This is a genomic window from Pseudomonas purpurea (genome assembly GCF_039908635.1).
GTDB classification, from domain to species: Bacteria; Pseudomonadota; Gammaproteobacteria; order Pseudomonadales; family Pseudomonadaceae; genus Aquipseudomonas; species Aquipseudomonas purpurea.
The window spans coordinates 4,352,680-4,377,226 of the sequence record NZ_CP150918.1 but is presented as its reverse complement, the minus strand read 5'-3'; the positions used below and the strand labels follow the sequence as shown (position 1 = coordinate 4,377,226).

The following is a 24,547-nucleotide window of genomic DNA, read 5'->3' as shown; positions in this document are numbered from 1 at the left end:
CGGCGCTCCTCAGGCTTCGGCTTGGGCTTTGATCAGGCGGTCGTAGGCGTCCTGATCCAGCAGTTGGCCGACAGCGGCGGCATCGGCCGGGATGAAGCGGAAGAACCAGCCTTCGCCCAGCGGCGCTTCATTGACCAGCTCCGGGTTGCCTTCGAGCGCCGAGTTGGTTTCGACCACTTCACCGGTCAGCGGCATGTACACGCCGCTGGCGGCTTTTACCGATTCAACGGTGGCGGCTTCTGCGCCTTGCTCATAGGCCTGCAATTCCGGCAGTTGCACATACACCACGTCGCCCAGGGCGTTCTGTGCGAAGGCGGTGATGCCGACTGTCACGCTGCCGTCAGCTTCGGTGCGCAGCCATTCGTGATCTTCAGTAAAACGCAACTCGCTCATGGAAACTCCTCGGGGGCCAGATTCGTCTGGTGGACGCGATTGAATGCTCGTGCAGGGCAGAGCTGTTATGGATAAAGACATAGCAAAAACGCGGCCAATGTTTTTTATTCGTTATAAATCAACGAGTTAATTGTTTCTCAGGAAGATGTCAGTGACATGGTTGTAGCGAAAACGCTACAGCTCGGGGCGAGGAGAAAAGACGATGGGGATCAAAGCCTTGCGTAGCGCAGGCGAAACGGCTGTGTAGCGAAATCGTTCCGCTGTAGCGCTTTCAGTACAGATGGAGGTCGGTTTTGATTGGGTGAGTTTTGTGGTGCGGCGCAGGGCCTCATCGCGAACAAGCTCGCTCCCACACTGGTTTGCATCGGTCACACATTATGTGATCACCGGAAATCCCCTGTGGGAGCGAGCTTGCTCGCGATGGCGATTTCAGGCCTTGCCGGGAATCCCGTACTTGCGCAATCGGTGGGCGATGGCGGTGTGGGAGGTTTGCAGGCGGCTGGCCAGTTGGCGGGTCGAGGGGTAGTTGACGTAGAGCTTTTCCAGCAGGGTCTTCTCGAAGGCTTCCATGGCTTGTTCGAGGCTGTCGACGTCGGTGTCGCTCTGGCGCGCTACGGAGGTGCCGGCGATGTCCAGGTCACCGATGTCCACCAGGCTGCTTTCACAAATGGCGGCGGCGCGGAAGATCACGTTCTGCAATTGCCGCACATTCCCCGGCCAGCGGTTACCGAGCAGGGCCGGGTAGGTGCCGGGCGCCAGACGACAGACCGGGCGCTGGATTTGCGCGCAGGCCTGCTGCATGAAGTAGCGCGCCAGCAACAGGATGTCCTGGCCGCGTTCGCGCAGCGGCGGCACGGCGACGTTGAGCACGTTGAGGCGATAGAACAGGTCTTCGCGAAAGGTGCCTTCGCTGACCATTTTTTCCAGGTCACGGTGGGTTGCACTGAGGATCCGCACGTTGACCTTGACCTCACGGTCGCCGCCCACGCGCCGGAAGCTGCCGTCATTGAGGAAGCGCAGCAGTTTGGCCTGCAAGTACGGCGACATTTCGCCGATCTCGTCGAGAAACACCGTGCCCTGGTTAGCCAGCTCCATCAGCCCCGGTTTACCGCCGCGTTGTGCGCCGGTGAAGGCGCCGGGGGCATAGCCGAACAGTTCGCTTTCGGCGAGGTTCTCCGGCAATGCCGCACAGTTCAATGCCAGGAACGGCGCACTGTGCCGGGCACTGATGGCGTGGCAGGCGCGGGCCACCAGTTCTTTGCCGGTGCCAGTTTCGCCCTGGATCAGCAGCGGCGCATCCAGCGCCGCCACCCGTTGCGCACGGGCCTTGAGGGTGCGGATGGCGGCAGATTCGCCGAGCAGTGCATCAAACCCTTCGGCGTGATCGTGGTGCAATGCCGACAGTTGCTCGCCGATGCGGTTGGGTTGATACAGGGTCAGCAGGGCACCGGCGTCGGTAATCGGCGTGGCGTCCAGCAGCAAGGTCTGGCCGTTGAGGGTGATTTCGCGCAACGGCAAGCGAAAGCCCTGTTCCAGCAAGGTATCCAGCAACGTCGGGTCGGCGAACAGTTCGGCGACGCTTTCCCCGGCCGGCTCGCGGCCATACAAGGTGATCAGCGCCGGGTTGGCCAGCAACACGTTGCCGGCGCTGTCGAGGGCCAGCACCGGGTCGGTCATCGCGGCGAGCAGAGCGTCGAGTTGCAAGTGTCGACGTTGACCGGGAAGGATGTCGACCACCGTCACCGCTTGCACGCCATGTACGCTGAACAACGCATCGCGCAGTTCTTCGAGCACCTGGGGGCTGAGGGTCGGGGCGTCGATGTAGACGTTGGGCGGAACCATTTCCACGGCATCCAGGTTGAGATTGCGCCCACCGAGCAAGGCCAGGACTTCCTGGGTGATGCCGACGCGGTCGATGAAGCTGACGTGGATACGCATGGGGCGTTTCAGTGTTCTGGATTGCGGAGGGTGGCCAGTATGCCTTGGGGCGGGTCAATGGTGAAATGCACGGTGCTTTTCCGGCGGATATAGATCCCCTGTGGGAGCGAGCTTGCTCGCGATGACGGACGGACATTCAGCATGGATGTTGACTGAAAGACCGCTATCGCGAGCAAGCTCGCTCCCACAGGGATTTGGGGTGTTCGGGGGAGCAGGGCTCACTCCAAATGTTCAGGATTCACCGGGTCGCCAGACTTCATATTCAGTTGCACCCGCACATCTTCAAACATCGCGTCGTAGTGCTTGTGTACCGAGCCGATCTGGCTATGTGTCCTGGGGATTCCGTGCCGCTCGGCGATTTTTGTCACGTTGCTGGCAAAGTTATAGGCCTGATCCTTGGGCAGGAAGAACGACTCTTTCATCTCTTTGCCCTGCATGGTGCCGTGCACGGTGAACAACATCCCTTTGCCTTCCTTGGGATCCTGGGTGACTTCATAGTCGATGCACACGTTATAGCTGACATCGTCATTGTTCAGCGCATGGCGTTCTATGTGCAAGTGACCGGGTTCGAACGTGGCCATCAGCGTTTCTCCTTCGAAGGCATTGGAGAAGGGCAGACCTGACGCCTGCCCCTGGAGTTTTTTTATTGGTAGGTGATGCCAGGTTGCGCCGTGCTGATACGGGTGCCGGCCTTACCCTGGACGATCGCTTCGATGTCCGAGAGTGAACCGATGACCGCGACTTTGCCAGTGTTGCGAGCGAACTCGCAGGCCGCCTGGACTTTCGGGCCCATGGAGCCCGCGGCGAAGCCGAGTTTTTCCATTTCGTCAGGGTGAGCCTGGGCAATGGCTTTCTGGGTAGGCTTGCCGAAGTCGATGAACGCCGCGTTGACGTCGGTGGCGATCACCAGCAATTCGGCATCCAACTGTTCGGCCAGCAGCGCCGAGCACAGGTCCTTGTCGATCACCGCTTCGATGCCCTTGAGCTTGCGGTTTTCGTCGTACATGGTCGGGATGCCGCCACCGCCCGCGCAAATCACGATGCTGCCTTTGTCCAACAGCCACTTGATCGGGCGGATTTCGAAGATGCGTTTGGGTTTCGGGCTGGCCACCACACGGCGGAACTTGTTGCCATCCGGGGCAATCGCCCAGCCTTTTTCAGCCGCCAGGGCTTCGGCTTCGGCCTTGGAGTAGACCGGGCCGATAGGCTTGGTCGGGTGTTTGAAGGCCGGGTCGTTGGCGTCGACTTCCACCTGGGTCAGCAGGGTCGCGAACGGTACTTCGAAGTCCAGCAGGTTGCCCAGTTCCTGTTCGATGATATAGCCGATCATGCCTTCGGTTTCGGCACCGAGCACGTCCAGCGGGTAAGGAGAAACAGAGGTGTATGCCGCCGCTTGCAGCGACAGCAGGCCGACTTGCGGGCCATTGCCGTGTGCGATCACCAGTTGATTGCCGGGGTGAATCTTGGCGATCTGTTCGGTGGCGATCCGGATATTGGCGCGTTGATTGTCCGCGGTCATGGGTTCACCACGGCGCAGAAGGGCGTTACCGCCCAGTGCAACGACGATACGCATAATGCAGTCCTTTCAGAATTCGGTGATCCCGTAGGAGAGGCTTTTGTGGCGAGCGAGCTTGCTCGCGCTCGAGTGCGCAGCGCTCGCATCAGGTGATACGCGGTGTACCTGACGCGATGCGGTTGATGCCTTTGCGACTGCTGCGCAGCCGAGCGGGAGCAAGCTCCCTCGCCACAAAATGCGGCCTCCACAGGAGGGAAACGTCGGTCCTTAGATATCAGCCAGTGCCGACACCAGGATCGCCTTGATGGTGTGCATGCGGTTTTCCGCTTGCTCGAAGGCGATGTTGGCCGGCGACTCGAAGACGTCTTCGGTGACTTCTACGCCGTTGGCCAGGTGCGGATACCGCGCGGCGATGTCCTTGCCAACCTTGGTTTCGCTGTTGTGGAACGCCGGCAGGCAGTGCATGAATTTCACCCGCGGGTTGCCCGAGGCCTTCATCATCTTGGCGTTGACCTGGTACGGCAGCAGTTGCTCGATACGCTCGTCCCACGCTTCAACCGGCTCACCCATCGATACCCAGATATCGGTGTGGATGAAGTCCACGCCCTTGACTGCTTCTTTCGGGTCTTCGGTGATGGTGATGCGAGCGCCGCTTTCGATGGCGAAGGCGTTGCACTGATCGATGAAGTCCTGATGGGGCCACAGCGCTTTCGGCGCGCCGATGCGCACGTCCATGCCCAGTTTCGCGCCGATCATCAGCAGCGAGTTGCCCATGTTGTAGCGGGCGTCGCCCAGGTAGGCGTAGCTGATGTCATGCAGCGGCTTGTCGCTGTGCTCGCGCATGGTCAGGGTGTCGGCGATCATTTGGGTCGGGTGGAATTCAGCGGTCAGGCCGTTGAACACCGGTACACCGGCGAACTTCGCCAGCTCCTCGACGATCTCCTGCTCAAAGCCACGGTATTCGATGGCATCGAACATCCGGCCCAGAACGCGGGCGGTGTCTTTCATGCTTTCCTTGTGGCCGATTTGCGACGACACCGGGTCGATGTAGGTGACGTGAGCGCCCTGATCGTGGGCAGCTACTTCGAAGGCGCAGCGGGTGCGGGTCGAGGTTTTTTCGAAGATCAGCGCGATGTTCTTGCCTTTGAGGTGCGGCTGTTCGGTGCCGGTGTACTTGGCGCGTTTCAGGTCGCGGGACAGGTCCAGCAGGTAGTGCAGCTCGCGATTGGTATGGTGCATCAGCGAGAGCAGGCTACGGTTGCGCATGTTGAAAGCCATTTTGGATCTCCTTGGGTTTCGGTTATCCCCTTGCCTCGCGCTTTATAAGGACGAGGCAAGGCACACAAATTAATAGTCGATTGGGTCGCGGATGATCGGGCAGGTCATGCAGTGGCCGCCGCCACGGCCCCGGCCGAGTTCGCCGGCGCTGATGGTGATGACCTCGATCCCGGCCTTGCGCAGCAGGGTGTTGGTGTAGGTGTTGCGGTCGTAACCGATCACCACGCCAGGCTCCACGGCCACCACGTTGTTACCGTCGTCCCACTGCTCGCGCTCGGCGGCGAAGCTGTTGCCGCCGGTTTCCACCACACGCAGGGCCTTGAGGTTGAGGGCCTTGGCGACGGTGTCGATGAAGCTGGTTTCTTCGCGGCGAATGTCGATGCCGCCCGGTTTGCTTTCATCAGGGCGCAGGGTGAAGGCGACGATCTGGTTCACGACTTCCGGGAATACCGTCACCAGGTCGCGGTCGCAGAAGCTGAACACGGTGTCCAGGTGCATCGCGGCGCGGGATTTCGGCAGGCCGGCAACGATCACGCGTTCCACCGCTTTGTGTTTGAACAAGCTGATTGCAAGCTGGCCGATGGCCTGGCGGGACGAGCGTTCGCCCATACCGATCAACACCACGCCGTTACCGATGGGCATTACGTCGCCACCTTCCAGCGTGGCGTTGCCGTGTTCCTGATCCGGGTCGCCGTACCAGACCTGGAAGTCGGCATTGGTGAACTCGGGGTGGAACTTGTAGATGGCGCTGGTCAGCAGAGTTTCCTGACGTCGCGCTGGCCAGTACATCGGGTTCAGCGTCACGCCACCGTAGATCCAGCAAGTGGTGTCGCGGGTGAACTGGGTGTTCGGCAGCGGCGGCAGAATGAAGCTGGTGTGGCCGAGGAAGTCGCGGAACATCTCGATGGTCTTGCCACCGAAGCTGCTCGGCAGGTCATCGGCGGACACGCCGCCGATCAGGAACTCGGCGATCTTGCGCGGCTCCAGGCTGCGCAGCCATGAACCGACTTCGTTGACCAGGCCCAGACCCACCTGGTTGGCGGTGATCTTGCGTTCCAGGATCCAGTCCAGCGCTTCGGGGATGGCGACGATGTCGGTCAGCAGGTTGTGCATTTCCAGCACATCGATATCGCGTTCACGCATCTTGGTGACGAAGTCGAAGTGGTCGCGCTTGGCCTGGGCAACCCAGAGCACGTCGTCAAAGAGCAGTTCGTCGCAGTTGTTCGGGGTCAGCCGCTGATGGGCCAGGGCCTGGGGAGCAAACCATGACTTTGCGCAGTTTGCCGGCTTCGGAATGTACGCCGTACTTAACTTTTTCCGTGGTCATTACAGTGATCCTCCAGATGACATAACAGAACGGGTGTTACAGGGTCAGGAAGCCGTCGTAGAGTCCGTAAGCCGCCACGAGGGCGCCCACGACCACTGCGGCAAAAATCAGCTTCTCGACGTTGGTGAAAATCGGTTTGCCCAACTCCAGCTTGGCCTTGGCGAACAGGATCGCGCCGGGGGCATACAGCAGGGCGGACAGCAGCAGGTATTTGACCCCGCCGGCGTAGAGCAGCCAGATCGCGTAGATCAGGGCAATGCTGCCGATGACCAGGTCTTTCTTGCGTTCGGCCAGGGCTTTTTCGTAGCTCTCGCCACGCACCGCCAACAGCACCGCATACGCCGCCGACCACAGGTAAGGCACCAGGATCATCGAGGTGGCGAGGTAGATCAGCGATAGGTAAGTACTGGCCGAGAACAGGGTGATGATCAGGAAAATCTGCACCATCGCATTGGTCAGCCACAGGGCATTGACTGGCACGTGGTTGGCGTTTTCGCGGCGCAGGAACTCCGGCATGGTGTGGTCTTTGGCAGCGGCGAACATGATCTCCGCACACAGCAGCACCCACGACAGCAGCGCGCCGAGCAAGGAAATGATCAGGCCGACGCTGATCAGCACCGCGCCCCAGTGACCGACCACGTGCTCCAGCACGGCGGCCATCGACGGGTTCTGCAGTTTGGCCAGTTCCGGCTGAGTCATGATGCCCAGCGACAGCACGTTCACCAGCATCAGGAACAGCAGCACGGTGATGAAGCCGATGACGGTGGCTTTACCCACGTCCGAGCGTTTTTCGGCGCGGGACGAGAAGATGCTCGCGCCTTCGATACCGATGAACACCCACACGGTGACCAGCATCATGTTGCGCACCTGGTTCATCACACTGCCCAGGTCCGGGTTTTTGATGCCCCAGATGTCGGCGGTGAAGATCTCCAGTTTGAAAGCGAAGATCGCGATCAGCACAAACAACAGCAGCGGCACGACCTTGGCGACGGTGGTCACCAGGTTGATGAACGCCGCTTCCTTGATCCCGCGCAGCACCAGGAAGTGCACGGCCCAGAGCAGCACGGAGGCGCCCACCACGGCCGCTACGGTGTTGCCTTCGCCGAAAATCGGGAAGAAATAACCCAGGGTGCTGAACAGCAGGACGAAGTAACCGACGTTGCCCAGCCAGGCACTGATCCAGTAGCCCCAGGCGGACGAGAAACCCATGTAGTCGCCAAAACCGGCCTTGGCATAGGCGTAGACACCGCCATCAAGGTCAGGCTTGCGGTTGGCCAGGGTCTGGAAGACGAACGCGAGGGTCAACATGCCGACGGCGGTGATGGCCCAACCGATGAGGACTGCACCGACGTCGGCGCTGGCGGCCATGTTTTGCGGCAAAGAGAATATCCCGCCACCAATCATCGAGCCGACAACAAGAGCGACTAACGCACCCAGTCGTAGTTTTCCGGGGGATTCAGACATTGCATGACTCCAATGCAGGAGAAGAGAGACAACAGCGTAGATCTGTTAGCAAATCAATCAGCTGACTTAGATCAGTGCATGGGTACATTCCATTGTTAATGAATGACTTGTGGTGCCATCCGGAGTGAAACTGTTATGCCCGGAAAGACCGGTGCAGAGCCTTCAGTTAATATCAAACGGGAATAACTCCTATTGCCGAGGCGTTTGAAGCTAGTTCCTTTTCACGAATGTGCAAATTTTTGACATCTGTTTTCAGCACAGGATTGATTTATCGCTACTCGCACACAAAACTGGCAAATCGCTACTGACTCATAGATTCATCAGTTCTAAATAAAAGGTGTTTGTTGGTGTTATCTAATAAACGTGATGGGCCTTTACCTCTTTAGTTGAATGCACCGTTGTTACGGTTTCGCAGGCGTGACCCGAACGGGATGGAGAAACAACAATGTCGCAACCGGCGCAAAAGCTTCGACTCAGTGCGTTGATCGCCCTGGTGGTGGGTTCGATGATTGGCGGGGGGATCTTTTCCTTGCCGCAGAACATGGCCGCCCGGGCCGATGCCGGGGCCGTGCTGATTGGTTGGGCGATCACCGCCGTGGGCATGTTGACCCTGGCATTCGTGTTCCAGACCTTGGCCAACCGCAAGCCGGAACTCGACTCCGGGGTGTACGCCTACGCCAAGGCCGGGTTTGGCGACTACATGGGTTTTTCGTCGGCCTGGGGTTACTGGATCAGCGCCTGGCTGGGCAACGTCGGTTACTTCGTTCTGTTATTCAGCACCCTGGGCTATTTCTTTCCGGTGTTCGGGCAGGGCAACACGCCCATCGCCATCGGCTGTGCCTCGGTGTTGCTGTGGGCGGTGCACTTTTTGGTGATGCGCGGGATCAAGGAGGCGGCGTTCATCAATCAACTGACCACCGTGGCCAAGATCGTGCCGCTGGTGATGTTCATCGTGATCGCCGCAGTGGCGTTCAAGGCTGACATTTTTACCCGCGATATCTGGGGCCGCAGTAACCCGAATTTCGGCGGCGTGATGGATCAGGTGCGCAACATGATGCTGGTCACCGTGTTCGTGTTTATCGGCATCGAAGGCGCCAGCGTATATTCGGCCCGCGCTGAGAAACGCTCGGATGTTGGCCGTGCCACGGTCATTGGTTTTCTCGGGGTGCTGGCGTTGCTGGTGCTGGTGAACGTGCTGTCGCTGGGGATCATGAGCCAGCCTGAGCTGGCCCAATTGCAGAACCCGTCGCTGGCGGCGGTGCTCGAACACATCGTCGGGCCGTGGGGCGCGCTGCTGATCAGCATTGGCCTGGCGGTGTCCTTGCTCGGTGCGTTGCTGTCGTGGGCGCTGCTGTGTGCCGAGATTCTGTTCGCCACGGCCCGGGACAAGACCATGCCGGCGTTCCTGACGAAGGAAAACGCCAACCATGTGCCGGTCAATGCGCTGTGGCTGACCAACGTGATGATTCAGATTTTCCTGTTGATCACACTGGTTTCCGCCGGCACCTACACCAGCCTGATTTACCTCGCCTCGTCGATGATTCTGGTGCCGTATCTGTGGTCGGCAGCGTATGCAGTGCTGTTGAGCGGACGCGGGGAAACCTATGAACACGCGTCGGCCGAGCGCACCAAAGACTTGCTGATCGGTGGTATCGCGCTGAGTTACGCCGTGTGGCTGTTGTACGCCGGCGGGGTGAAATACCTGCTGCTGTCGGCGCTGCTCTATGCGCCGGGAGTCATTCTGTTCGCCAAAGCCAAGCGGGAGCAGGGCGAGCCGCTGTTCACCCATGTCGAGAAGGGTATTTTCAGCTGTGTCGTCGCCGGAGCGGGGTTGGCGGCGTATGGGTTGTACAGCGGATTGTTGTCGCTGTGAGGCTGTTGCTCGACTATCAGCCGCCCTATGACTGGCCGGCGATGCTCGGTTTTTTATCGGCGCGGGCGATTGTCGGGTTGGAAACGGTGGTCGACGGCGTGTACTCGCGCAGCATCAACCTGAACGGTGTGCACGGCATATTTTCGATCACGCCTGCGGCTGGTGATGCCCTTGAAGTGAACCTGCACTTTCCTGAACCCTCGGCCGTGCCCGAGATCGTTGTGCGCTTGCGACGGATGTTCGACCTGGACGCGGATTTGCCACGTGTCCATCGGCAACTGGCGGTTGATCCGCTGATGGCGCGCTTGATTGCCGAGCGTCCGGGGCTACGGGTGCCGGGGGCGTGGGATGGGTTGGAGTTGGCGATTCGTGCGGTGCTGGGGCAGCAGATCACAGTAGTGGCGGCGATCAAACTGGCGGGAAAACTGGTCGCGCAGTATGGCAAGCCGTTGCGGGAAGCGGATGCTGCACAACCTGAACTGACCCATGTGTTTCCCTCGGCGCAGGTGCTGGCGGCGGCTGATCTTGCCACCCTCGGCATGCCGCGCAGCCGTGGCCGGACCTTGTCAGGCGTGGCGCAGGCATTGCTCGATGATCCTTTGTTGTTTGAGCCTGGTCGGGAGGGCGGTGTTGCGCAGTTGTTGGCATTGCATGGGATCGGCGACTGGACGGCGCAGTACATCGCGTTGCGTCAGTTGCGTGAGTCGGATGCGTTTCCGACAGGGGACGTGGGGTTGATCAATGCGTTGGCGGCGCTGGAGGGCGGGCCGGTCACGCCGCGCGAGTTGTTGGCCCGTGCCGAGGGTTGGCGGCCGTGTCGGGCGTATGCGGCGCAGGTGCTTTGGACGTCGTTGAGTCGGGCGGATTGAGCTGATCCGGGATTTTTGCTGGCAATTCGGACGCTTTCGCGGGCAAGCCCGCTCCCACAGGTTGAGTGTCGTGCTTATTACAGGCATTCGGCACAAATCCTGTGGGAGCGGGCTTGCTCGCAAAGAGGCCCTGAAAGTCACCACCATTGCGCGCGATGTGAACCCAATTCAGTGGCCGGAAGCACCCACTGCAACGGCGTCCCGGTGATCTTCAATGGAGCGTGCAGTCGGTGCGCCGGCCCCCAAGGCGTTTGTTCAATCAACAGGCCTTGATCGTCCTGATTCTCCGCCCGCAGCGGCTCATCCGTCCCCGCGCCATGCTCAATCAATACTTTCGCGGTACGCGCCAACGATAACCGCGCCGACCCACCACGACCACACCGCAACCGTTCAGCCAACAACCTGATCGCACTCGCCGCCATCAAATACCCGGTAGCGTGATCGAGGGCCTGCACGGGCAAAGGCATCGGTTTGTCGGCCTGCTTCCAGCCCATGCCGGCCTCGGCGATGCCGCTGCTCATCTGCACCAGGCTGTCGAAACCCCGGCGGTTTTGCCACGGGCCGCTCCAGCCGTAAGCGTTGAGGCAGACATCAATCAGGCCGGGGGTGAGCCTCTGTCGTTCAGCGGTGCCATAACCGAGGCGTTCGAGGGCGTCGGCGCGGTAGCCGTGAAGCAGAATGTCGGCGTCCTTGAGCAGGGTTTCGAACACCGCACGGTCTGTCGCGTCGTGCAGGTCGAGGCGGGCGCAGCGTTTGCCGAGGGTGACTTCCGGGACCACACCCGGCTCGCTCCAGTGCGGCGGGTCGATGCGCAACACGTCGGCGCCCATGCCTGCGAGAAAGCGGCTGGCAATCGGCCCGGCGAGCACGCGGGTCAGGTCCAGCACCTTGAGGCCGGTCAGCGGCTGTGCGACCGAGCCTTGCCAGGTGGTCGAGGCCCCGCCGTCATTTGTCGTGAAGTGAATCAGTGGTTCGGCATTGACCGCCAGACCTTGCGGATGGGCGAGCCACTGTTGCCATGAGCGCATTTCGGCGGCGCAGCCACCGGCCTCGACCACCGCGTGTTCCAGATCGCTTTTGGCCCACCGAGCGACCTTGGCAGCCATGGCGCTGCGATCAAAACAGTGGCCCAGCACCTGCTCGGCGGCGCTGCGGTGATGGGGTGCATTGGTGTGCAGGCGAATCCAGCCATCGTGGGTTTCGTAGTCGCCGGCAATTTTGTCCCACAGCGGCGGGACGCTCCAGCCGATGGGGCGAAGCGAGGTGGCGAACCAGAAAGAGGCGAGGCGGCGGTCGACTTCAAGGGGCGGCAAGCGGCCGGTCTGTTGGTGCAGCAACTCGCTGATGGCCTGACCGGCCGCGGCCATGCTGGCGCAGGCCAGGTCCGTTACGGCAAACGCCGAGGGCAGGGCGCCGCTCGACGTGAACGGAATCGGGGTGCGGGGCAAGCCGAGCGCGGCTTGAATGGACGTGAGTAAATCAGTCATCGAAGGCCCTCCGGAAGAGAGCCCGAGCATAGATCAATTGTGGCGAGGGAGCTTGCTCCCGCTGGGCCGCGGAGCGGACCCCAAACCAAGCACAGAGTCCTGTCAGAAGGAGCGCAATGACCGTGTTTACGGCTGCTGCGCAACCGAGCGGGAGCAAGCTCCCTCGCCACAGGGCGGAGGTGTTTGGTCACTACACCCGGAATTGATCCATGAGTTTCATCTGGTGGGTGGCCAGGGCGTTGAGTTGGCTGCTGATTTGCGCCGACTCAGTGGCCTGCCCGGTCAGGGTTTCGGTGACCGTGCGGATCGCCGAGACGTTGCGGTTGACCTCTTCGGCCACGGCGCTTTGCTGTTCGGCGGCGCTGGCGATTTGCAGGTTCATGTCGCTGATCACCGTCACCGCGTCGCTGATTTTGCCCAGGGCCTGCACCGCTTGCTGGATTTGACCTGCGTTGTGATGGGCCTGGGTCTGGCTCGAATGCATGGTGGCAACCACGCCGCGAGTGGCGCTTTGAATGCGTTCGATCACCAGGCGGATCTCCTCCACCGAGTCCTGGGTACGTTTGGCCAGGTTGCGCACTTCATCCGCCACCACCGCAAAACCGCGACCGCTTTCGCCGGCACGGGCCGCTTCGATGGCCGCGTTCAGCGCCAGCAGGTTGGTCTGCTCGGCAATGCTGCGGATCACTTCCAGTACCGAACCGATCTGCTCGCTGTTGACGGCCAGGGCTTCGACTTCGCCCACGGCTTTGCTGACTTCATCGGCCAGTTGATTGATGTCGCGGGTGCTGCGCTCGATGATCGACATACCGTCGCGGGCCGACTGGTCGGCGCCTTTGGCGGCGTTGGCGGCATTCGAGGCGCTGTTGGCGACGTCGTGGGCGGTGGCGCTCATTTCGTTGGACGCGGTGGCCACCTGGTCGATTTCGCGGAACTGCACTTGCATGCCTTCGCTGGTCTGGCGAGCGATTTCCGAAGACTGGTCAGCGGTGCCACGGGCGTCGGTGATGCTTTGCTTGATCTGCGCGATGGTCGGTTGCAGTTTGTCGAGGAAGCGGTTGAACCAACTGACCAGTTCGCCCAGTTCATCCTGTTTGCTGTAGTCCAGGCGTTGGGTCAGGTCACCGTCGCCGCTGGCAATCGCCTTGAGCATCTGCGCGACGCTGTTGATCGGCCGGGTCACGCTGGACGCCGTGAGCCAGATCAGCAGCAGGCCGAGCAGGCCGGCCGCGATGGCCACCAACAGGGTTTTGAATGTGCCGGTTTCCTGGGCGTCATCGAGCACCGTTTGCAGTTTCACCGAATCGGCCAACAGCACCTGTTGCGGCAAGTCGATCACCACACCCCAGGCCTTGGCATCGTTGATCGGGCTGACCGGGTAGACCGCCCGGATCAGCTCGCCTTGCTTGAGGATCTTCGGTGAGCTGGCGCCGAGCAGTTGCAGCACGTCCTTGCCGTCGGCACCGAGGGTTTCGCCTATGCTTTTGCCGACCTTGCCGGCGTCGGCGCTGTAGGCAGCAACCACGCCACTGCCGGAGACGATCAGCATGTGCCCGGCGTTGTTGAACAGTTCACGCTGGGAATCGTTGGCGGCGGCTTGCAACGCGTCGAGGGCGATGTCCACGCCGACCACGCCGATGGCTTTGCCGTCGACCAGCAGCGGCACGGAAATGGTGGTCATCAGCATCAGTTTGCCGGCGACGGTGTCAGCATACGGGTCCAGCAGGCAGGTGCGCTTGCTGTCACGCGGGCAGGTGTACCAACTGTTGTACGGAGTGCCGTTGAGGCTGAGGGTGGTTTTGGTCATGTCGTCCTCGACCATCACCGTGTTCACCCCGGGACCGGCCGCGCGGCTCCAGTAACTGGCGAAGCGCCCGGCTTCGTTCGATGCACGCACGGCGTCGCTGGCGAACTCGCTGTCCTTGCCGTCCAGGGCGTTGGGCTCGAAGGCCAGCCAGATCCCCAGCACCTTGTTGTTGCGTTCGAACGCGGTTTTCAGGCTGTGGTTGAGCTCTTCACGCAGGGCCGAAGCGTCCAGTGAGCGCTTGCCGGCCATGACCCGCATGTCGTTGATCTGGTCGGCGAGGGCGGTGACCACCAACAGGCTTTCGCCGAAGGTTTTCTGCACGCGCACCGCTTGCTCGGCGGCCTTGGCCTGCAGCAGGTTTTCGACGCTGCCGGTCAGCATCTTCGTGCTGGACGTGCTGACGAGTTGGTCGTTTTGATTGGTCTGGTAGATGTTCATGCCGACAATCAGGCCGACCACGCCGAGCAGGCACAGCCCGGACAACAGCACGATTTTCAGGCGGATGGACAGAGAGTCGAACATGGGGGCGATCTCGCGAATGAATGAAGTATTGGTTGCGAGTCAGGGACAACTCGTCTCGCCAAATCCATTCAGCGCCATGCCCGAAACATCGGCTTACAACCCTGTTGCATGAGGGTGAGCCGATGAATGGTCAGCGCAAGCGTTTGCGCGGGGGAAATGCTGTTCCTGTGGCGAGGGAGCTTGCTCCCGTTCGGCCGATCCGCGTCCGGGCGTAGCAGTCGTGAATCCGGTGTAGGCGGTGGGTCTGGAGAGTTTTGGGGCCGCTTCGCAGCCCAGCGGGAGCAAGCGCCCTCGCCACAGGGGCGCCGGGGTGTGTCAGGAAGGTTGCGGCAAGGATTCGGGGCGCGACCAGATCCACAGGTTGCCCAGGCTCATACCCGCGATGGCCAGGTAGATCGGCCAGCCGTGGTCAAGCATCACCAGCATCAGCGTGGCGCACAGCAGCATGCTGACGGTGGCGCTGACTTTGGCCCGGCGGGCGATGATCCTGCCGTTGCGCCAATTGCTCAGGATCGGCCCGAACAGGCGATGGTTTTCCAGCCAGGCACTCAGGCGCGGCGAACTTTTGGTCGCCGCCCAGGCGGCCAGCAGAATGAATTCGGTGGTCGGCAGGCCGGGCACGACAATGGCGATCAGGCCCAGCGCCAGACTGGCGTAGGCGAGTAAACCGAAGAGAATGCGGGTGAGTTTTGAGGTGGCTAGGTGAGGCATGGGTTTTGAGACGTGACTGCGAGGCTTGATCGGAAGATTACTGGCTTGCCTGGTCCTTGTGGGAGCGAGCAAGCCCGCTCCCACGGGGGATCGTGTGAATCAGGCCAGTTCAGGCGCAGGGGCGTAAGCCTGTTCCAGCAGCACGGTGAAGCGGTTGAACGCGTCAATCGCACCTTTATCTACCGCGGCTTCTTCTTCGGCGCTGAATGCCAGGCCGTCGAGGGTTTTGACGAAGCTCTTCCAGCCTTCAGCGCGACCACCAGCAGGTTCGCCGAGGTGACGGGCACCGAACGTTTCGCTCAGGCCCAGGCCTACCGCGCGCTTGATCAGGAACGCCGCGCCCAGTTTCGAACCCTCGGACACGAAGATCCAGCCCAGTGCTTCAGCCTTGCTCGGGTTGCTCACGGCACCTGCCACCGGGGCCGGGACGTCGGTCTCAAGGTCGGCCAGGTCAGCCTTGGCAGCCTCGGCGCGGCAGCGTTCCGGCAGGTCCGGGACGATGGCGGTCAGCTCGGCGTCGGTGTACAGCGACACCAGTTCCGATTGGAACAGGTACTGGGCCACGACGAAACGGGCGAAGTTGGCCTGGGTTTCGAACGGTGCATGGGCCTTGACCAGCGTGTCGAGCTTGGCGTGCGGCAAGTGGGTGATCTGGTTCAGGCGTTGGGAACGCAGGGTCGGGCGCTGGGCGGTGTCGGCGGTGGTCATGAAGATGTCCTTGAGAATGAGATGCACTTTGTAACTAGACGAACTAGAAGACGCGGCACAGTAAAAAATCCTCACTGCGTTCTGAATAAAAGAACGCAGCGAGGCATCGGCCTTAGATGTCCCAGACCAGGTTGATGGCGAAGTTACGACCCGGCTCGGTCAAGCGGTCGAGGTTCGCCGGGCTGAGCACAGCGGCTTCGCCGACGCTGTCGTAGCCGCGCACGTTGTCCCACTGCCAGTATTTCTTGTCGGTCAGGTTGTACACGCCCGCGCTGACAGTCACGTCATCGGTGACCTTGTAGAACCCGCTCAGGTCGAGAATGCCGTAGCCCGGCGTCTTGAACTGGCTGCTGGCGCCGTCCGGCGACTTGAAGGTGCTGCTGTCGACGCGGTCTTTCTTCTTGACCAGTGTCCAGCTGAGCAAGGCACCGTAATTGTCCTGGTCGTAACCCAGGCCCAGCACGCCGGTCAGCGGGTTGACGGCATTGAGCGGTTCGCCGGTGTCGTTGTTGCGACCGTAGGCATAGGCCAGCGAGCCCTGGGTGTAGAGACCTTGTGGCGCACCGAAGGTGTCGAGGTTCAGGCGACCCTTGAACTCGACGCCCTTGATGGTGGCGTGCTTGATGTTGTTGCTCTGGAACGTCAGCTCGTTGTAGCCCGGCGACACGGCGTCTTCGTTGATGAAATCGCGGTACTTGTTATAGAACACCGCCACATCGAAGTTGCCGGACTCGAAGTTGCCACGCAGGCCGGTCTCGTAGCTTTTGCTTTTTTCCGGTTCCAGGTTCGGGTTCGGCTCCACGCTGTAACCGGTGGTGCTGTTCTCAAAGCGGCCGTACAGCGCTTTGGCGCTCGGGGTGCGGAAGCCTTCGGCGTACTGGCCGTACCAAGTGTAGTTTTCGGTCAGGGCGTAGGTCAGGCCGAACTTGGGCGAAACGCGGTGCCAGGTCTTGTTCTCGTCGCTGACCGCGCCTTTGCCGTCGGGGGCCACGGTGTTGAGGAATTCCTGGGTGATGTGTGGCTTGAGCTGGGTGTAGTCGTAGCGCAGGCCCGGCAGGAAGGTCCAGTTGTTCCAGCTGATCTGATCCTGGGCGAACAGGCTGTAGGTATTGATGGTCGGGTCCGGGAAGTCGCTGGATTTCTTCAGCGCATCGCCAGGGCTGACAGCGCCGATCGCCGTACAGCCACGGCCCACCGCCAGGCACGTGCCGGAACCACGGCGCGAGCCGGTGACTTTCTCGTGTTTGACGGTGGCGCCGTAAGTCAGCAGGTGCTCGGTGTCACCCACGCTGAACGCCTTGTCCAGTTGGGCATCGAGCACCCACTGTTTTTCCTCATAGAGGGTTTCGCGGCTGCGCATGACGTTGCGGCTGAACGGGAAATAGTTTTCCAGGGTGCTCTGGTCGGTCTTGGCGATCTGGTAGTTGAGGCTCCACTTGACGTGGTCGGCGAGCAGCGAATCGAGGCCGAAGCTGTTTTGCAGGCCGAAACGCTCGCGGGTGACGGTGTCGTTACCGGTGCGTGAACGGTACATGCCCAGCGGCTGGCCGTTGTTGAACGGGCCACCGACAGCGCTTCGCTGGTTGGTGTCGCGGTCGTCCTTGTACTTCTCGTAGGTCAGGCCCAGGCGCGCGTCGTCGGCGTAGTTCCAGCCCAGTTTGGCCAGCACGTTGGTGGTGCGCACGTCTTCCGGGTTGGCGGCGGTACGGTCCAGGGCCGGTGCCATGATTGTTGCCGTACGAGTCGGTTTCATGGCCGTCGCGCTGGCTCAGGTGCAGCAAGCCGTCGAACTGCTCGACGCGGCCCGCGACGGTGGCGGATTTGAGCCAACTGTTGTCGGCGGAGCTGTAGCCGGTTTTCAGGCGGGCGCCAACGTCCTGGCCAGGCTTGATGATGTCGTCCGGGTCGAGGGTGAAGTAGCTGACCGCGCCACCGATGGCGTTGCTGCCGTACAACACCGAGGCCGGACCCCGGAGGATCTCCACGCGTTTGATGATTTCCGGGTCGACGTAATTGCGCTGGGTCTTGGCGTAAGGGCCGTTGAAGAAACCGTTGGGAATCTCGACGCCGTCGACCTGGGTCAGGATCCGGTCACCGTCGATGCCGCGAATGTTGTAGCCGCTGATGCCGCCACGGGTGCCGGTGCCGCCGACCGAAACACCCGGTTCATAGCGCACCAGTTCCTTGATGTTATTAACGTTGTTGCGGTCCAGTTCATCGCGGGTGTGCACGGTGACGGTGCTCGGCACGCTGCTCACGTCCTGCTCCTGACGGGTGGCGCTGATGGTCACCTGTTGCAGGGCGAGGGTGCCGCCGACGGTGCGTTTTTCCAGGACGATATTGTTGTTGCCCAGTTTGCGGTAGCTCAGGTTGGTCCCCACCAACAGGCGATCCAGGGCTTTCTCTGGGCTCAACGAGCCGTGCACGCCCGGCGAGGCCACGCCTTGGCCCAATGCCGCCGGCAGGCCGACTTGCCAACCCGTCACGCGGGTGAAGTCATTCAGGGCGGACACCAGCGGTTGCTGGGCAATGGCGAAGGTGTAATCGCCCATGTTGCGGCTCGGTTGCTGGGCAGCAGAGGCGGCCATGACCGGTGCAGCGTGCGCACCCGCCAGCAGAATGGCGGCGGTCAGCAAGGACAGGGTGCAGTTTTGCACGCGGGCGGAAGGTGAGAAGGACCGGCTGTTGAGGCGAGAGGACATCGATAGTGCTCCGTGTCGCACGAATCTTATAGGTGCAGATCGGCATCAAAGATGCGAATCAGTTGCATTGGCTATAACGAGACGTACGGTGGATGGCTATCGAGTAAAAATAATTCTCATTTAGTTCAGGATCACCAGCGCCGGGAATTCCTGAAGGCGCGCCGAGGTGATGTGGGCCAGTGAACGCACGACATCCAGCGGCTGATCGAGACGATAATTGCCCGTCACGGCAACGTCGGCCAGGCGCTCGTTGTTGTTGATGATCCACCCTGGGTAGTAGCGCCCCAGTTCGGCCAGCACCTGGCTCAACGGACAGTTCTCGAACACCAGTCGGCCCTGGACCCACGCCAGGTCGGTGTTGGCATCGAGCCTGGCCGGCTGGTCGAAACCGTTGGGGCCGATGCGGATGCTTTCCCCGGCAGACAACCGCACGCGGGCGTCATCATGGGTGGCGCGCAGGTCGACATCGCCGCGCTGCACCCGCACTTGCGCCACGCCGTCGAGGTAGCGCACGGCAAACGCAGTGTCGCGCACGCTGGCCTTGACCGGGCCGGCATCGATTTCCAGCGGCAGGCCTCGATTGCCCGGCACCTCGAAAAACGCCTCGCCCTGAAACAACCGGGCAACGCGTTGCTGGTCATTGATGGTGCTGGAAAACGCCGAGTTGGTATTGAGCAGGACCTTGGAGCCGTCCTCCAGTTGCAGGCGCTGGCGTTCACCCACCACGGTCAGGTGATCGGCCTGGATCCGCATCGGCAGGTTACTGAAGCTGAACAGCCCGATGATCAGCACTGCGGCGGTGGCCAAAGGTTTCCAGTGCGGACGCAGGCGTGCGAGGGCGGGTTTCCTGGAGGTTTTCACGCTCAACTGCTGGGCGCATTGAGCAAGCTGCGGGCTGTCCCAGATCGCCTGGGCCTTGGCGAAGGCGTCTGCGTGCAGCGGGTCGGCGGCCAGCCATTCGTGGAACTGCCGGGTGTGTTCTTCGCTCGGATCTTCCAGCACGATCAGCCAGTCCAATGCCTGATCCATGGCGCTGGCGGAGTCCCGCGCCGGGGTGGGCGATTGGGAGTGGTGGATGTCCGTCACGGTTGTACCTCGGCTGTGTCTGCGCACGGCTGTTTCATAAGTTCAAGCGGCAAGCTTCACGCTTAAAGTCACAGGCTTCAAGTCTTGTGTGTGTCTTGGGTTGAAAGCCTGGGGCTAGCAGCGTTCGACGACGCCGACGCAGATCGCCATGATCAGCTTCAGGTCTTTTTGCACGGTGCTCAGGGAAACGCCGAGTTTTTCGGCGATCTCCAGATAGCTATGACCGTGCAGGCGGCTGAGGATGAAGATCTGCTGTTGGCGTGGGCTGAGTTGGTTGAGGCTTAAGTTCAAGCGTTCGAGCAACTGTTCGGCATGGGCGGCGTCCTCGGCACTGCTGAGCGGCGCGGCGATGCTCTGCACGACGTCCAGGGGAACGTCTTCAAGCATCGTTCGGGACTGAATGCGCCGGGCGCGCAGATGGTCCAGCGCCAGGTTGCGGGCGGTTTGGAAAACGAAGGGTTCCAGGTGATCGATCGCCCGTTCACTCAACGCACGGGTGACCCGCAGGTAGGTTTCCTGCAACAGGTCTTCGGCGGTGCTGTGGTTGTTGACCATGCGCTCCAGAGTGCGCAGCAGCGACACCCGTTGAGCGAGGAAGACATGATTGAACTGTGACTGACTCACAATAGGACCTGATCCATTTCAAGCGAATGATAATGCTTATCATCTGTAGGAAAGGTCAAGTGCTTCGTGTGAGAATTACTTCCGCTCTAGCCGCCATGCCGGGTAATCGTGGGTTCGATACGCGGGCGATTGATTCATCTTTGGGCCGCTATCATGCTCTCCACCGGCAAGCCGAGGCGCTGCGAAAGCAGCATCCCGGGAGTGCCAGTGGCGACCCGCTCATGCCGGGCCTTATTCGGCGTTGCACAGGGCCAGGCAGTTATCGAGCATGCGGTTGGAGAAGCCCCATTCGTTGTCGTACCAGGCCAGCACCTTGAGCAGCTTGCCGCTGACTTTGGTGTGGTTGGCGTCGAAGATCGACGACAGCGGGTTGTGATTGAAGTCACTGGAGACCAGCGGCAAGGTGTTGTAGCCCAGGACTTTGGAGTGCTGGCTTGCGTGCTTGAGCAGTGCGTTGACCTCTTCGGCGGTGGTCTCGCGCTTGAGCTGCACAGTCAGGTCCACCAGCGACACGTTGATCACCGGCACGCGAACGGCCATGCCGGTCAGTTTGCCTGCCAGTTCCGGCAGCACCAGGCCGACGGCTTCAGCGGCGCCGGTCTTGCTCGGGATCATGTTCTGGGTGGCCGAACGGGCGCGGTACGGGTCGCTGTGATAAACGTCGGTCAGGTTCTGGTCGTTGGTGTAGGCGTGGATGGTGGTCATCAGGCCGCTTTCGATGCCCAGTTCGCGGTGCAGCACTTGAGCGACCGGGGCCAGGCAGTTGGTGGTGCACGATGCGTTGGAAATGATCTGGTGCGACGAACGCAGAATGTCGTGGTTGACCCCGTACACGATGGTGGCATCGGCGCCTTTGGCCGGTGCCGAGATAATCACTTTACGTGCGCCGGCCGTAATATGGGCGGCGGCTTTGGTACGGTCGGTGAACAGGCCGGTGCATTCGAACACCACGTCGACCTTCTCGGCGGCCCATGGCAACTCGGCGGGGTTGCGAATGGCGCTGACCGAAATACGGTCGCCGTTGACGGTCAGGCTTTCCTGGTCGTGCTGCACGTCGGCATCGAACGTGCCGTGCACGGTGTCGTACTTGAGCAGGTGGGCGTTCATCGAACTGTCGCCCAGATCGTTGATGGCGACGATCTGCAAATCCTGACGATAGCCTTGGGTATACAGTGCGCGCAGGACGTTACGGCCAATGCGGCCAAAACCATTGATTGCGATACGAAGAGTCATTTAACAGCGCCGCCGTCGTTTTGTTGTTGGAATTACAAGATTATTCGCATAAAAATAGAAAACAAGCCTTTTTAGTGGCAGTATTTTGTTTTATCTACAACGAGTGACCTGAATCAACTGGTCCGAGTGGTCAAGAAAACCGTCTGTCATTCCAACAACAACGGCTTTTGACCCGCATAGACAATCAGGTCGCCACATCCGTTAGCCTGGAGTTCTACACATGCATCCCCGCGTTCTTGAGGTCACCGAACGGCTTATCACTCGTAGTCGCGCTACGCGTGAGGCCTACCTTGCATTGATTCGCGGCGCCGCCAGTGACGGCCCGATGCGCGGCAAGCTGCAATGTGCCAACTTCGCCCATGGCGTGGCCGGATGCGGTACCGACGACAAGAACAGCCTGCGGATGATGAACGCGGCCAACGTGGCAATTGTTTCGTCTTATAACGACATGCTCTCGGCGCACCAGCCCTACGAAGTCTTCCCGCAACAGATCAAGGAAGCCTTGCGCGAAATCGGCTCGGTCGGTCAGTTCGCCGGCGGTACTCCCGCCATGTGCGATGGCGTGACCCAGGGCGAGCCGGGCATGGAACTGAGCCTGCCGAGCCGTGAAGTGATCGCGCTGTCGACGGCGGTGGCGTTGTCCCACAACATGTTCGACGGCGCGCTGATGCTGGGCATCTGCGACAAGATCGTGCCGGGCCTGATGATGGGCGCACTGCGCTTCGGTCACCTGCCGACGATTTTCGTGCCGGGCGGGCCGATGGTCTCGGGCATTTCCAATAAGCAGAAAGCCGACGTGCGCCAGCGTTACGCCGAAGGCAAAGCCACCCGTGAAGAGTTGCTGGAATCGGAGATGAAGTCCTATCACAGCCCCGGCACCTGCACCTTCTACGGCACCGCCAATACCAACCAGTTGCTGATGGAAGTCATGGGCCTGCACTTGCCCGGCGCGTCCTTCGTCAACCCGAACACCCCGCTGCGCGATGCACTGACCCGCGAAGCGGCGCACCAGGTCACCCGCCTGACCAAGCAAAGCGGCAGTTTCATGCCCATCGGCGAAATCGTCGACGAGCGCTCGCTGGTCAACTCGATTGTTGCGTTGCACGCCACGGGCGGCTCGACCAACCACACCCTGCACATGCCGGCCATCGCCATGGCGGCGGGCATTCAACTGACCTGGCAGGACATGGCCGACCTCTCCGAGGTGGTGCCGACCCTGAGCCACGTCTACCCGAACGGTAAAGCCGACATCAACCACTTCCAGGCAGCGGGCGGCATGTCGTTCCTGATCCGCGAACTGCTGGAAGCCGGGCTGCTTCATGAAAACGTCAACACGGTTCTCGGTCACGGCCTGAGCCGTTACACCCAGGAACCGTTCCTCGATAACGGCAAGCTGGTGTGGCGCGAAGGTCCGGTCGAGAGCCTTGATGAAAACATCCTGCGTCCTGTCGCCCGGGCGTTCTCGCCGGAAGGTGGCCTACGAGTGATGGAAGGCAACCTGGGGCGTGGCGTGATGAAAGTCTCGGCGGTGGCACCGGAGCATCAAGTGGTCGAGGCGCCCGCGATGGTGTTCCAGGATCAGCAAGACCTGGCGGACGCCTTCAAGGGCCGGTCTGCTGGAGAAGGACTTTGTCGCGGTAATGCGCTTCCAGGGACCGCGCTCCAACGGCATGCCGGAGCTGCACAAAATGACTCCGTTCCTGGGCGTGTTGCAGGACCGCGGCTTCAAGGTCGCCTTGGTGACTGACGGGCGGATGTCCGGCGCCTCGGGGAAAATCCCGGCGGCGATTCACGTCAGCCCCGAAGCCTTCGTTGGCGGTGCTTTGGCACGGGTGCAAGAGGGCGATATCATCCGCGTCGATGGTGCCAACGGCACCTTGCAGCTGATGGTCGATGATGACGAATTTGCCGCCCGCGAACCTGCCAAGGGCTTGCTGGGCAACAACGTTGGCAGCGGCCGCGAACTGTTTGGCTTCATGCGCATGGCCTTCAGCTCGGCAGAGCAGGGCGCCAGCGCCTTTACCTCTGCCCTGGAGACGCTTAAGTGAAACTGGCCCTGGTCGGTGATATTGGCGGGACCAACGCGCGTTTTGCGTTGTGGAAAGACCAGCAACTGGCGTCGATCCAGGTGCTGGCGACGGCGGACCACGCCAGCCCGGAGGAGGCCATTGGCGTCTACCTGACAGAGCTCGGCCTCAAGCCCGGCTCGATTGGCGCAGTGTGCCTGTCGGTGGCCGGCCCCGTCAGTGGCGATGAATTCAAATTCACCAACAACCACTGGCGGCTGAGTCGCAAGGCGTTCTGCCAGACCTTGCAGGTTGATCAGTTGTTGTTGGTCAACGACTTCTCGGCCATGGCGCTGGGCATGACGCGCCTGCAACCGGACGAGTATCGGGTGGTGTGCGAAGGCATGCCGGAGCCGATGCGCCCGGCGGTGGTGATCGGCCCCGGCACGGGCCTGGGCGTGGGCACTTTGCTGGACCTCGGCGAAGGTCGTTGGGCAGCATTGCCGGGCGAGGGCGGGCATGTCGACCTGCCGCTGAGCAGCCCGCGTGAAACCCAGCTGTGGCAGCACATCTACAACGAAATCGGTCACGTCAGCGCCGAAACCGCACTCAGCGGCAGCGGTTTGCCGCGCGTCTACCGGGCGATCTGCGCGGTGGACGGGCATGAACCGCGGCTCGACACCCCGGAGGCGATCACCGCCGCAGGCCTTGCCGGCGACCCGATTGCCCTGGAAGTGCTGGAGCAGTTCTGCTGCTGGCTCGGTCGCGTGGCCGGCAATAACGTGTTGACCACGGGCGCTCGCGGCGGTGTGTACATCGTCGGCGGGGTGATTCCGCGGTTTGCCGACTTCTTCCTGCAAAGCGGTTTCGCCCGATGCTTCGCCGACAAGGGCTGCATGAGCGAGTATTTCAAGGGCATTCCGGTGTGGCTGGTCACCGCGCCGTATTCCGGTTTGACTGGCGCGGGTGTGGCGCTCGACCAGTCTATTCCAATCTGAAAAGT

At 61.3% G+C, this 24,547-nt stretch carries 16 protein-coding genes and 4 pseudogenes; 4 read left to right on the top strand and 16 right to left on the bottom strand.

The genetic code is table 11. The features are described 5' to 3' along the window. Nucleotides 1-9: 9 nt before the first annotated feature. The 7 genes and pseudogenes from gcvH to arcD (AABM54_RS19580) all read right to left on the bottom strand — a co-directional run bounded on the left by gcvH (nt 10) and on the right by arcD (AABM54_RS19580) (nt 7,916). Nucleotides 10-393 carry a glycine cleavage system protein GcvH gene (gcvH, locus tag AABM54_RS19610; protein ID WP_347901636.1) on the bottom strand — a complete coding sequence of 128 codons (384 nt, stop codon included), beginning with the start codon at nt 391-393 and terminating at the stop codon, nt 10-12. A 429-nt stretch (nt 394-822) separates the two neighbouring features. After that, nucleotides 823-2,331 carry a sigma-54-dependent transcriptional regulator gene (locus tag AABM54_RS19605; RefSeq protein WP_347901635.1) on the bottom strand — a complete coding sequence of 503 codons (1,509 nt, stop codon included), beginning with the start codon at nt 2,329-2,331 and terminating at the stop codon, nt 823-825. A gap of 218 nt (nt 2,332-2,549) precedes the next feature. After that, nucleotides 2,550-2,912, bottom strand: coding sequence for a DUF5064 family protein (locus AABM54_RS19600; protein ID WP_347901634.1), 363 nt, complete (start codon nt 2,910-2,912; stop codon nt 2,550-2,552). A gap of 62 nt (nt 2,913-2,974) precedes the next feature. Further along, nucleotides 2,975-3,904, bottom strand: coding sequence for a carbamate kinase (gene arcC, locus AABM54_RS19595; RefSeq protein ID WP_347901633.1), 930 nt, complete (start codon nt 3,902-3,904; stop codon nt 2,975-2,977). A gap of 210 nt (nt 3,905-4,114) precedes the next feature. Continuing rightward, the gene (locus AABM54_RS19590; RefSeq protein WP_347901632.1) at nt 4,115-5,125 is read right to left on the bottom strand and encodes an ornithine carbamoyltransferase; all 1,011 of its coding nucleotides are present in this window, start codon (nt 5,123-5,125) and stop codon (nt 4,115-4,117) included. A gap of 69 nt (nt 5,126-5,194) precedes the next feature. Further along, nucleotides 5,195-6,452, bottom strand: a pseudogene (gene arcA / locus AABM54_RS19585) (arginine deiminase). 36 nt (nt 6,453-6,488) lie between these two features. Further along, nucleotides 6,489-7,916 carry an arginine-ornithine antiporter gene (gene arcD / locus AABM54_RS19580; protein WP_347901631.1) on the bottom strand — a complete coding sequence of 476 codons (1,428 nt, stop codon included), beginning with the start codon at nt 7,914-7,916 and terminating at the stop codon, nt 6,489-6,491. 445 nt (nt 7,917-8,361) lie between these two features. Between arcD (AABM54_RS19580) and arcD (AABM54_RS19575) the strand changes: the two genes are divergently transcribed. Further along, nucleotides 8,362-9,789, top strand: a complete 1,428-nt coding sequence (gene arcD, locus AABM54_RS19575; RefSeq protein WP_347901630.1) for an arginine-ornithine antiporter — start codon at nt 8,362-8,364, stop codon at nt 9,787-9,789. Continuing rightward, on the top strand, nt 9,786-10,658 hold the full coding sequence (locus tag AABM54_RS19570) for a DNA-3-methyladenine glycosylase (protein ID WP_347901629.1): 873 nt from the start codon (nt 9,786-9,788) through the stop codon (nt 10,656-10,658). Before arcD (AABM54_RS19575) ends, AABM54_RS19570 begins: the two co-directional genes overlap by 4 nt. Nucleotides 10,659-10,795: 137 nt before the next feature. Here AABM54_RS19570 and AABM54_RS19565 read toward each other — a convergent pair whose 3' ends face one another. From AABM54_RS19565 to gap, 9 genes and pseudogenes are all read right to left on the bottom strand, one after another. Further along, nucleotides 10,796-12,145, bottom strand: coding sequence for a CoA transferase (locus AABM54_RS19565; RefSeq protein WP_347901628.1), 1,350 nt, complete (start codon nt 12,143-12,145; stop codon nt 10,796-10,798). A 190-nt stretch (nt 12,146-12,335) separates the two neighbouring features. Then, nucleotides 12,336-14,474: a methyl-accepting chemotaxis protein gene (locus AABM54_RS19560; RefSeq protein ID WP_347901627.1), complete on the bottom strand. Its 2,139-nt coding sequence runs from the start codon at nt 14,472-14,474 to the stop codon at nt 12,336-12,338. A gap of 315 nt (nt 14,475-14,789) precedes the next feature. Further along, nucleotides 14,790-15,185 carry a YbaN family protein gene (locus tag AABM54_RS19555; RefSeq protein ID WP_347901626.1) on the bottom strand — a complete coding sequence of 132 codons (396 nt, stop codon included), beginning with the start codon at nt 15,183-15,185 and terminating at the stop codon, nt 14,790-14,792. Between the two features lie 99 nt (nt 15,186-15,284). Further along, nucleotides 15,285-15,893: a biliverdin-producing heme oxygenase gene (locus AABM54_RS19550; RefSeq protein WP_347901625.1), complete on the bottom strand. Its 609-nt coding sequence runs from the start codon at nt 15,891-15,893 to the stop codon at nt 15,285-15,287. A gap of 112 nt (nt 15,894-16,005) precedes the next feature. Continuing rightward, nucleotides 16,006-18,595: pseudogene (locus AABM54_RS19545) on the bottom strand (TonB-dependent receptor). 120 nt (nt 18,596-18,715) lie between these two features. Continuing rightward, nucleotides 18,716-19,681 carry a FecR domain-containing protein gene (locus tag AABM54_RS19540; protein ID WP_347901624.1) on the bottom strand — a complete coding sequence of 322 codons (966 nt, stop codon included), beginning with the start codon at nt 19,679-19,681 and terminating at the stop codon, nt 18,716-18,718. Between the two features lie 114 nt (nt 19,682-19,795). Next, nucleotides 19,796-20,305, bottom strand: a complete 510-nt coding sequence (locus AABM54_RS19535; protein ID WP_347901623.1) for a sigma-70 family RNA polymerase sigma factor — start codon at nt 20,303-20,305, stop codon at nt 19,796-19,798. A 146-nt stretch (nt 20,306-20,451) separates the two neighbouring features. Further along, a pseudogene (locus tag AABM54_RS19530) lies at nt 20,452-20,541 on the bottom strand (methylglyoxal synthase); the annotation flags it as partial. After that, nucleotides 20,537-21,538, bottom strand: a complete 1,002-nt coding sequence (gap, locus tag AABM54_RS19525) for a type I glyceraldehyde-3-phosphate dehydrogenase (RefSeq protein WP_347901622.1) — start codon at nt 21,536-21,538, stop codon at nt 20,537-20,539. The gene gap and the pseudogene AABM54_RS19530, both read right to left, overlap by 5 nt. 220 nt (nt 21,539-21,758) lie before the next feature. Here gap and edd point away from each other — a divergent pair. Both edd and AABM54_RS19515 read left to right on the top strand, forming a co-directional pair. After that, nucleotides 21,759-23,586: pseudogene (gene edd / locus AABM54_RS19520) on the top strand (phosphogluconate dehydratase). Continuing rightward, nucleotides 23,583-24,542, top strand: coding sequence for a glucokinase (locus AABM54_RS19515; RefSeq protein WP_347901621.1), 960 nt, complete (start codon nt 23,583-23,585; stop codon nt 24,540-24,542). The pseudogene edd and the gene AABM54_RS19515 overlap by 4 nt, the downstream one beginning before the upstream one ends. Nucleotides 24,543-24,547 lie beyond the last annotated feature (5 nt).

Coding starts and splice junctions, on each gene's coding strand:
- AABM54_RS19600 (WP_347901634.1), bottom strand. CDS start 2,912: ATGGCCACGTTCGAACCCGGTCACTTGCACATAGAACGCCATGCGCTG.
- AABM54_RS19590 (WP_347901632.1), bottom strand. CDS start 5,125: ATGGCTTTCAACATGCGCAACCGTAGCCTGCTCTCGCTGATGCACCAT.
- AABM54_RS19605 (WP_347901635.1), bottom strand. CDS start 2,331: ATGCGTATCCACGTCAGCTTCATCGACCGCGTCGGCATCACCCAGGAA.
- arcD (WP_347901631.1), bottom strand. CDS start 7,916: ATGTCTGAATCCCCCGGAAAACTACGACTGGGTGCGTTAGTCGCTCTT.
- arcD (WP_347901630.1), top strand. CDS start 8,362: ATGTCGCAACCGGCGCAAAAGCTTCGACTCAGTGCGTTGATCGCCCTG.
- AABM54_RS19560 (WP_347901627.1), bottom strand. CDS start 14,474: ATGTTCGACTCTCTGTCCATCCGCCTGAAAATCGTGCTGTTGTCCGGG.
- gcvH (WP_347901636.1), bottom strand. CDS start 393: ATGAGCGAGTTGCGTTTTACTGAAGATCACGAATGGCTGCGCACCGAA.
- AABM54_RS19550 (WP_347901625.1), bottom strand. CDS start 15,893: ATGACCACCGCCGACACCGCCCAGCGCCCGACCCTGCGTTCCCAACGC.
- gap (WP_347901622.1), bottom strand. CDS start 21,538: ATGACTCTTCGTATCGCAATCAATGGTTTTGGCCGCATTGGCCGTAAC.
- AABM54_RS19565 (WP_347901628.1), bottom strand. CDS start 12,145: ATGACTGATTTACTCACGTCCATTCAAGCCGCGCTCGGCTTGCCCCGC.
- AABM54_RS19555 (WP_347901626.1), bottom strand. CDS start 15,185: ATGCCTCACCTAGCCACCTCAAAACTCACCCGCATTCTCTTCGGTTTA.
- arcC (WP_347901633.1), bottom strand. CDS start 3,904: ATGCGTATCGTCGTTGCACTGGGCGGTAACGCCCTTCTGCGCCGTGGT.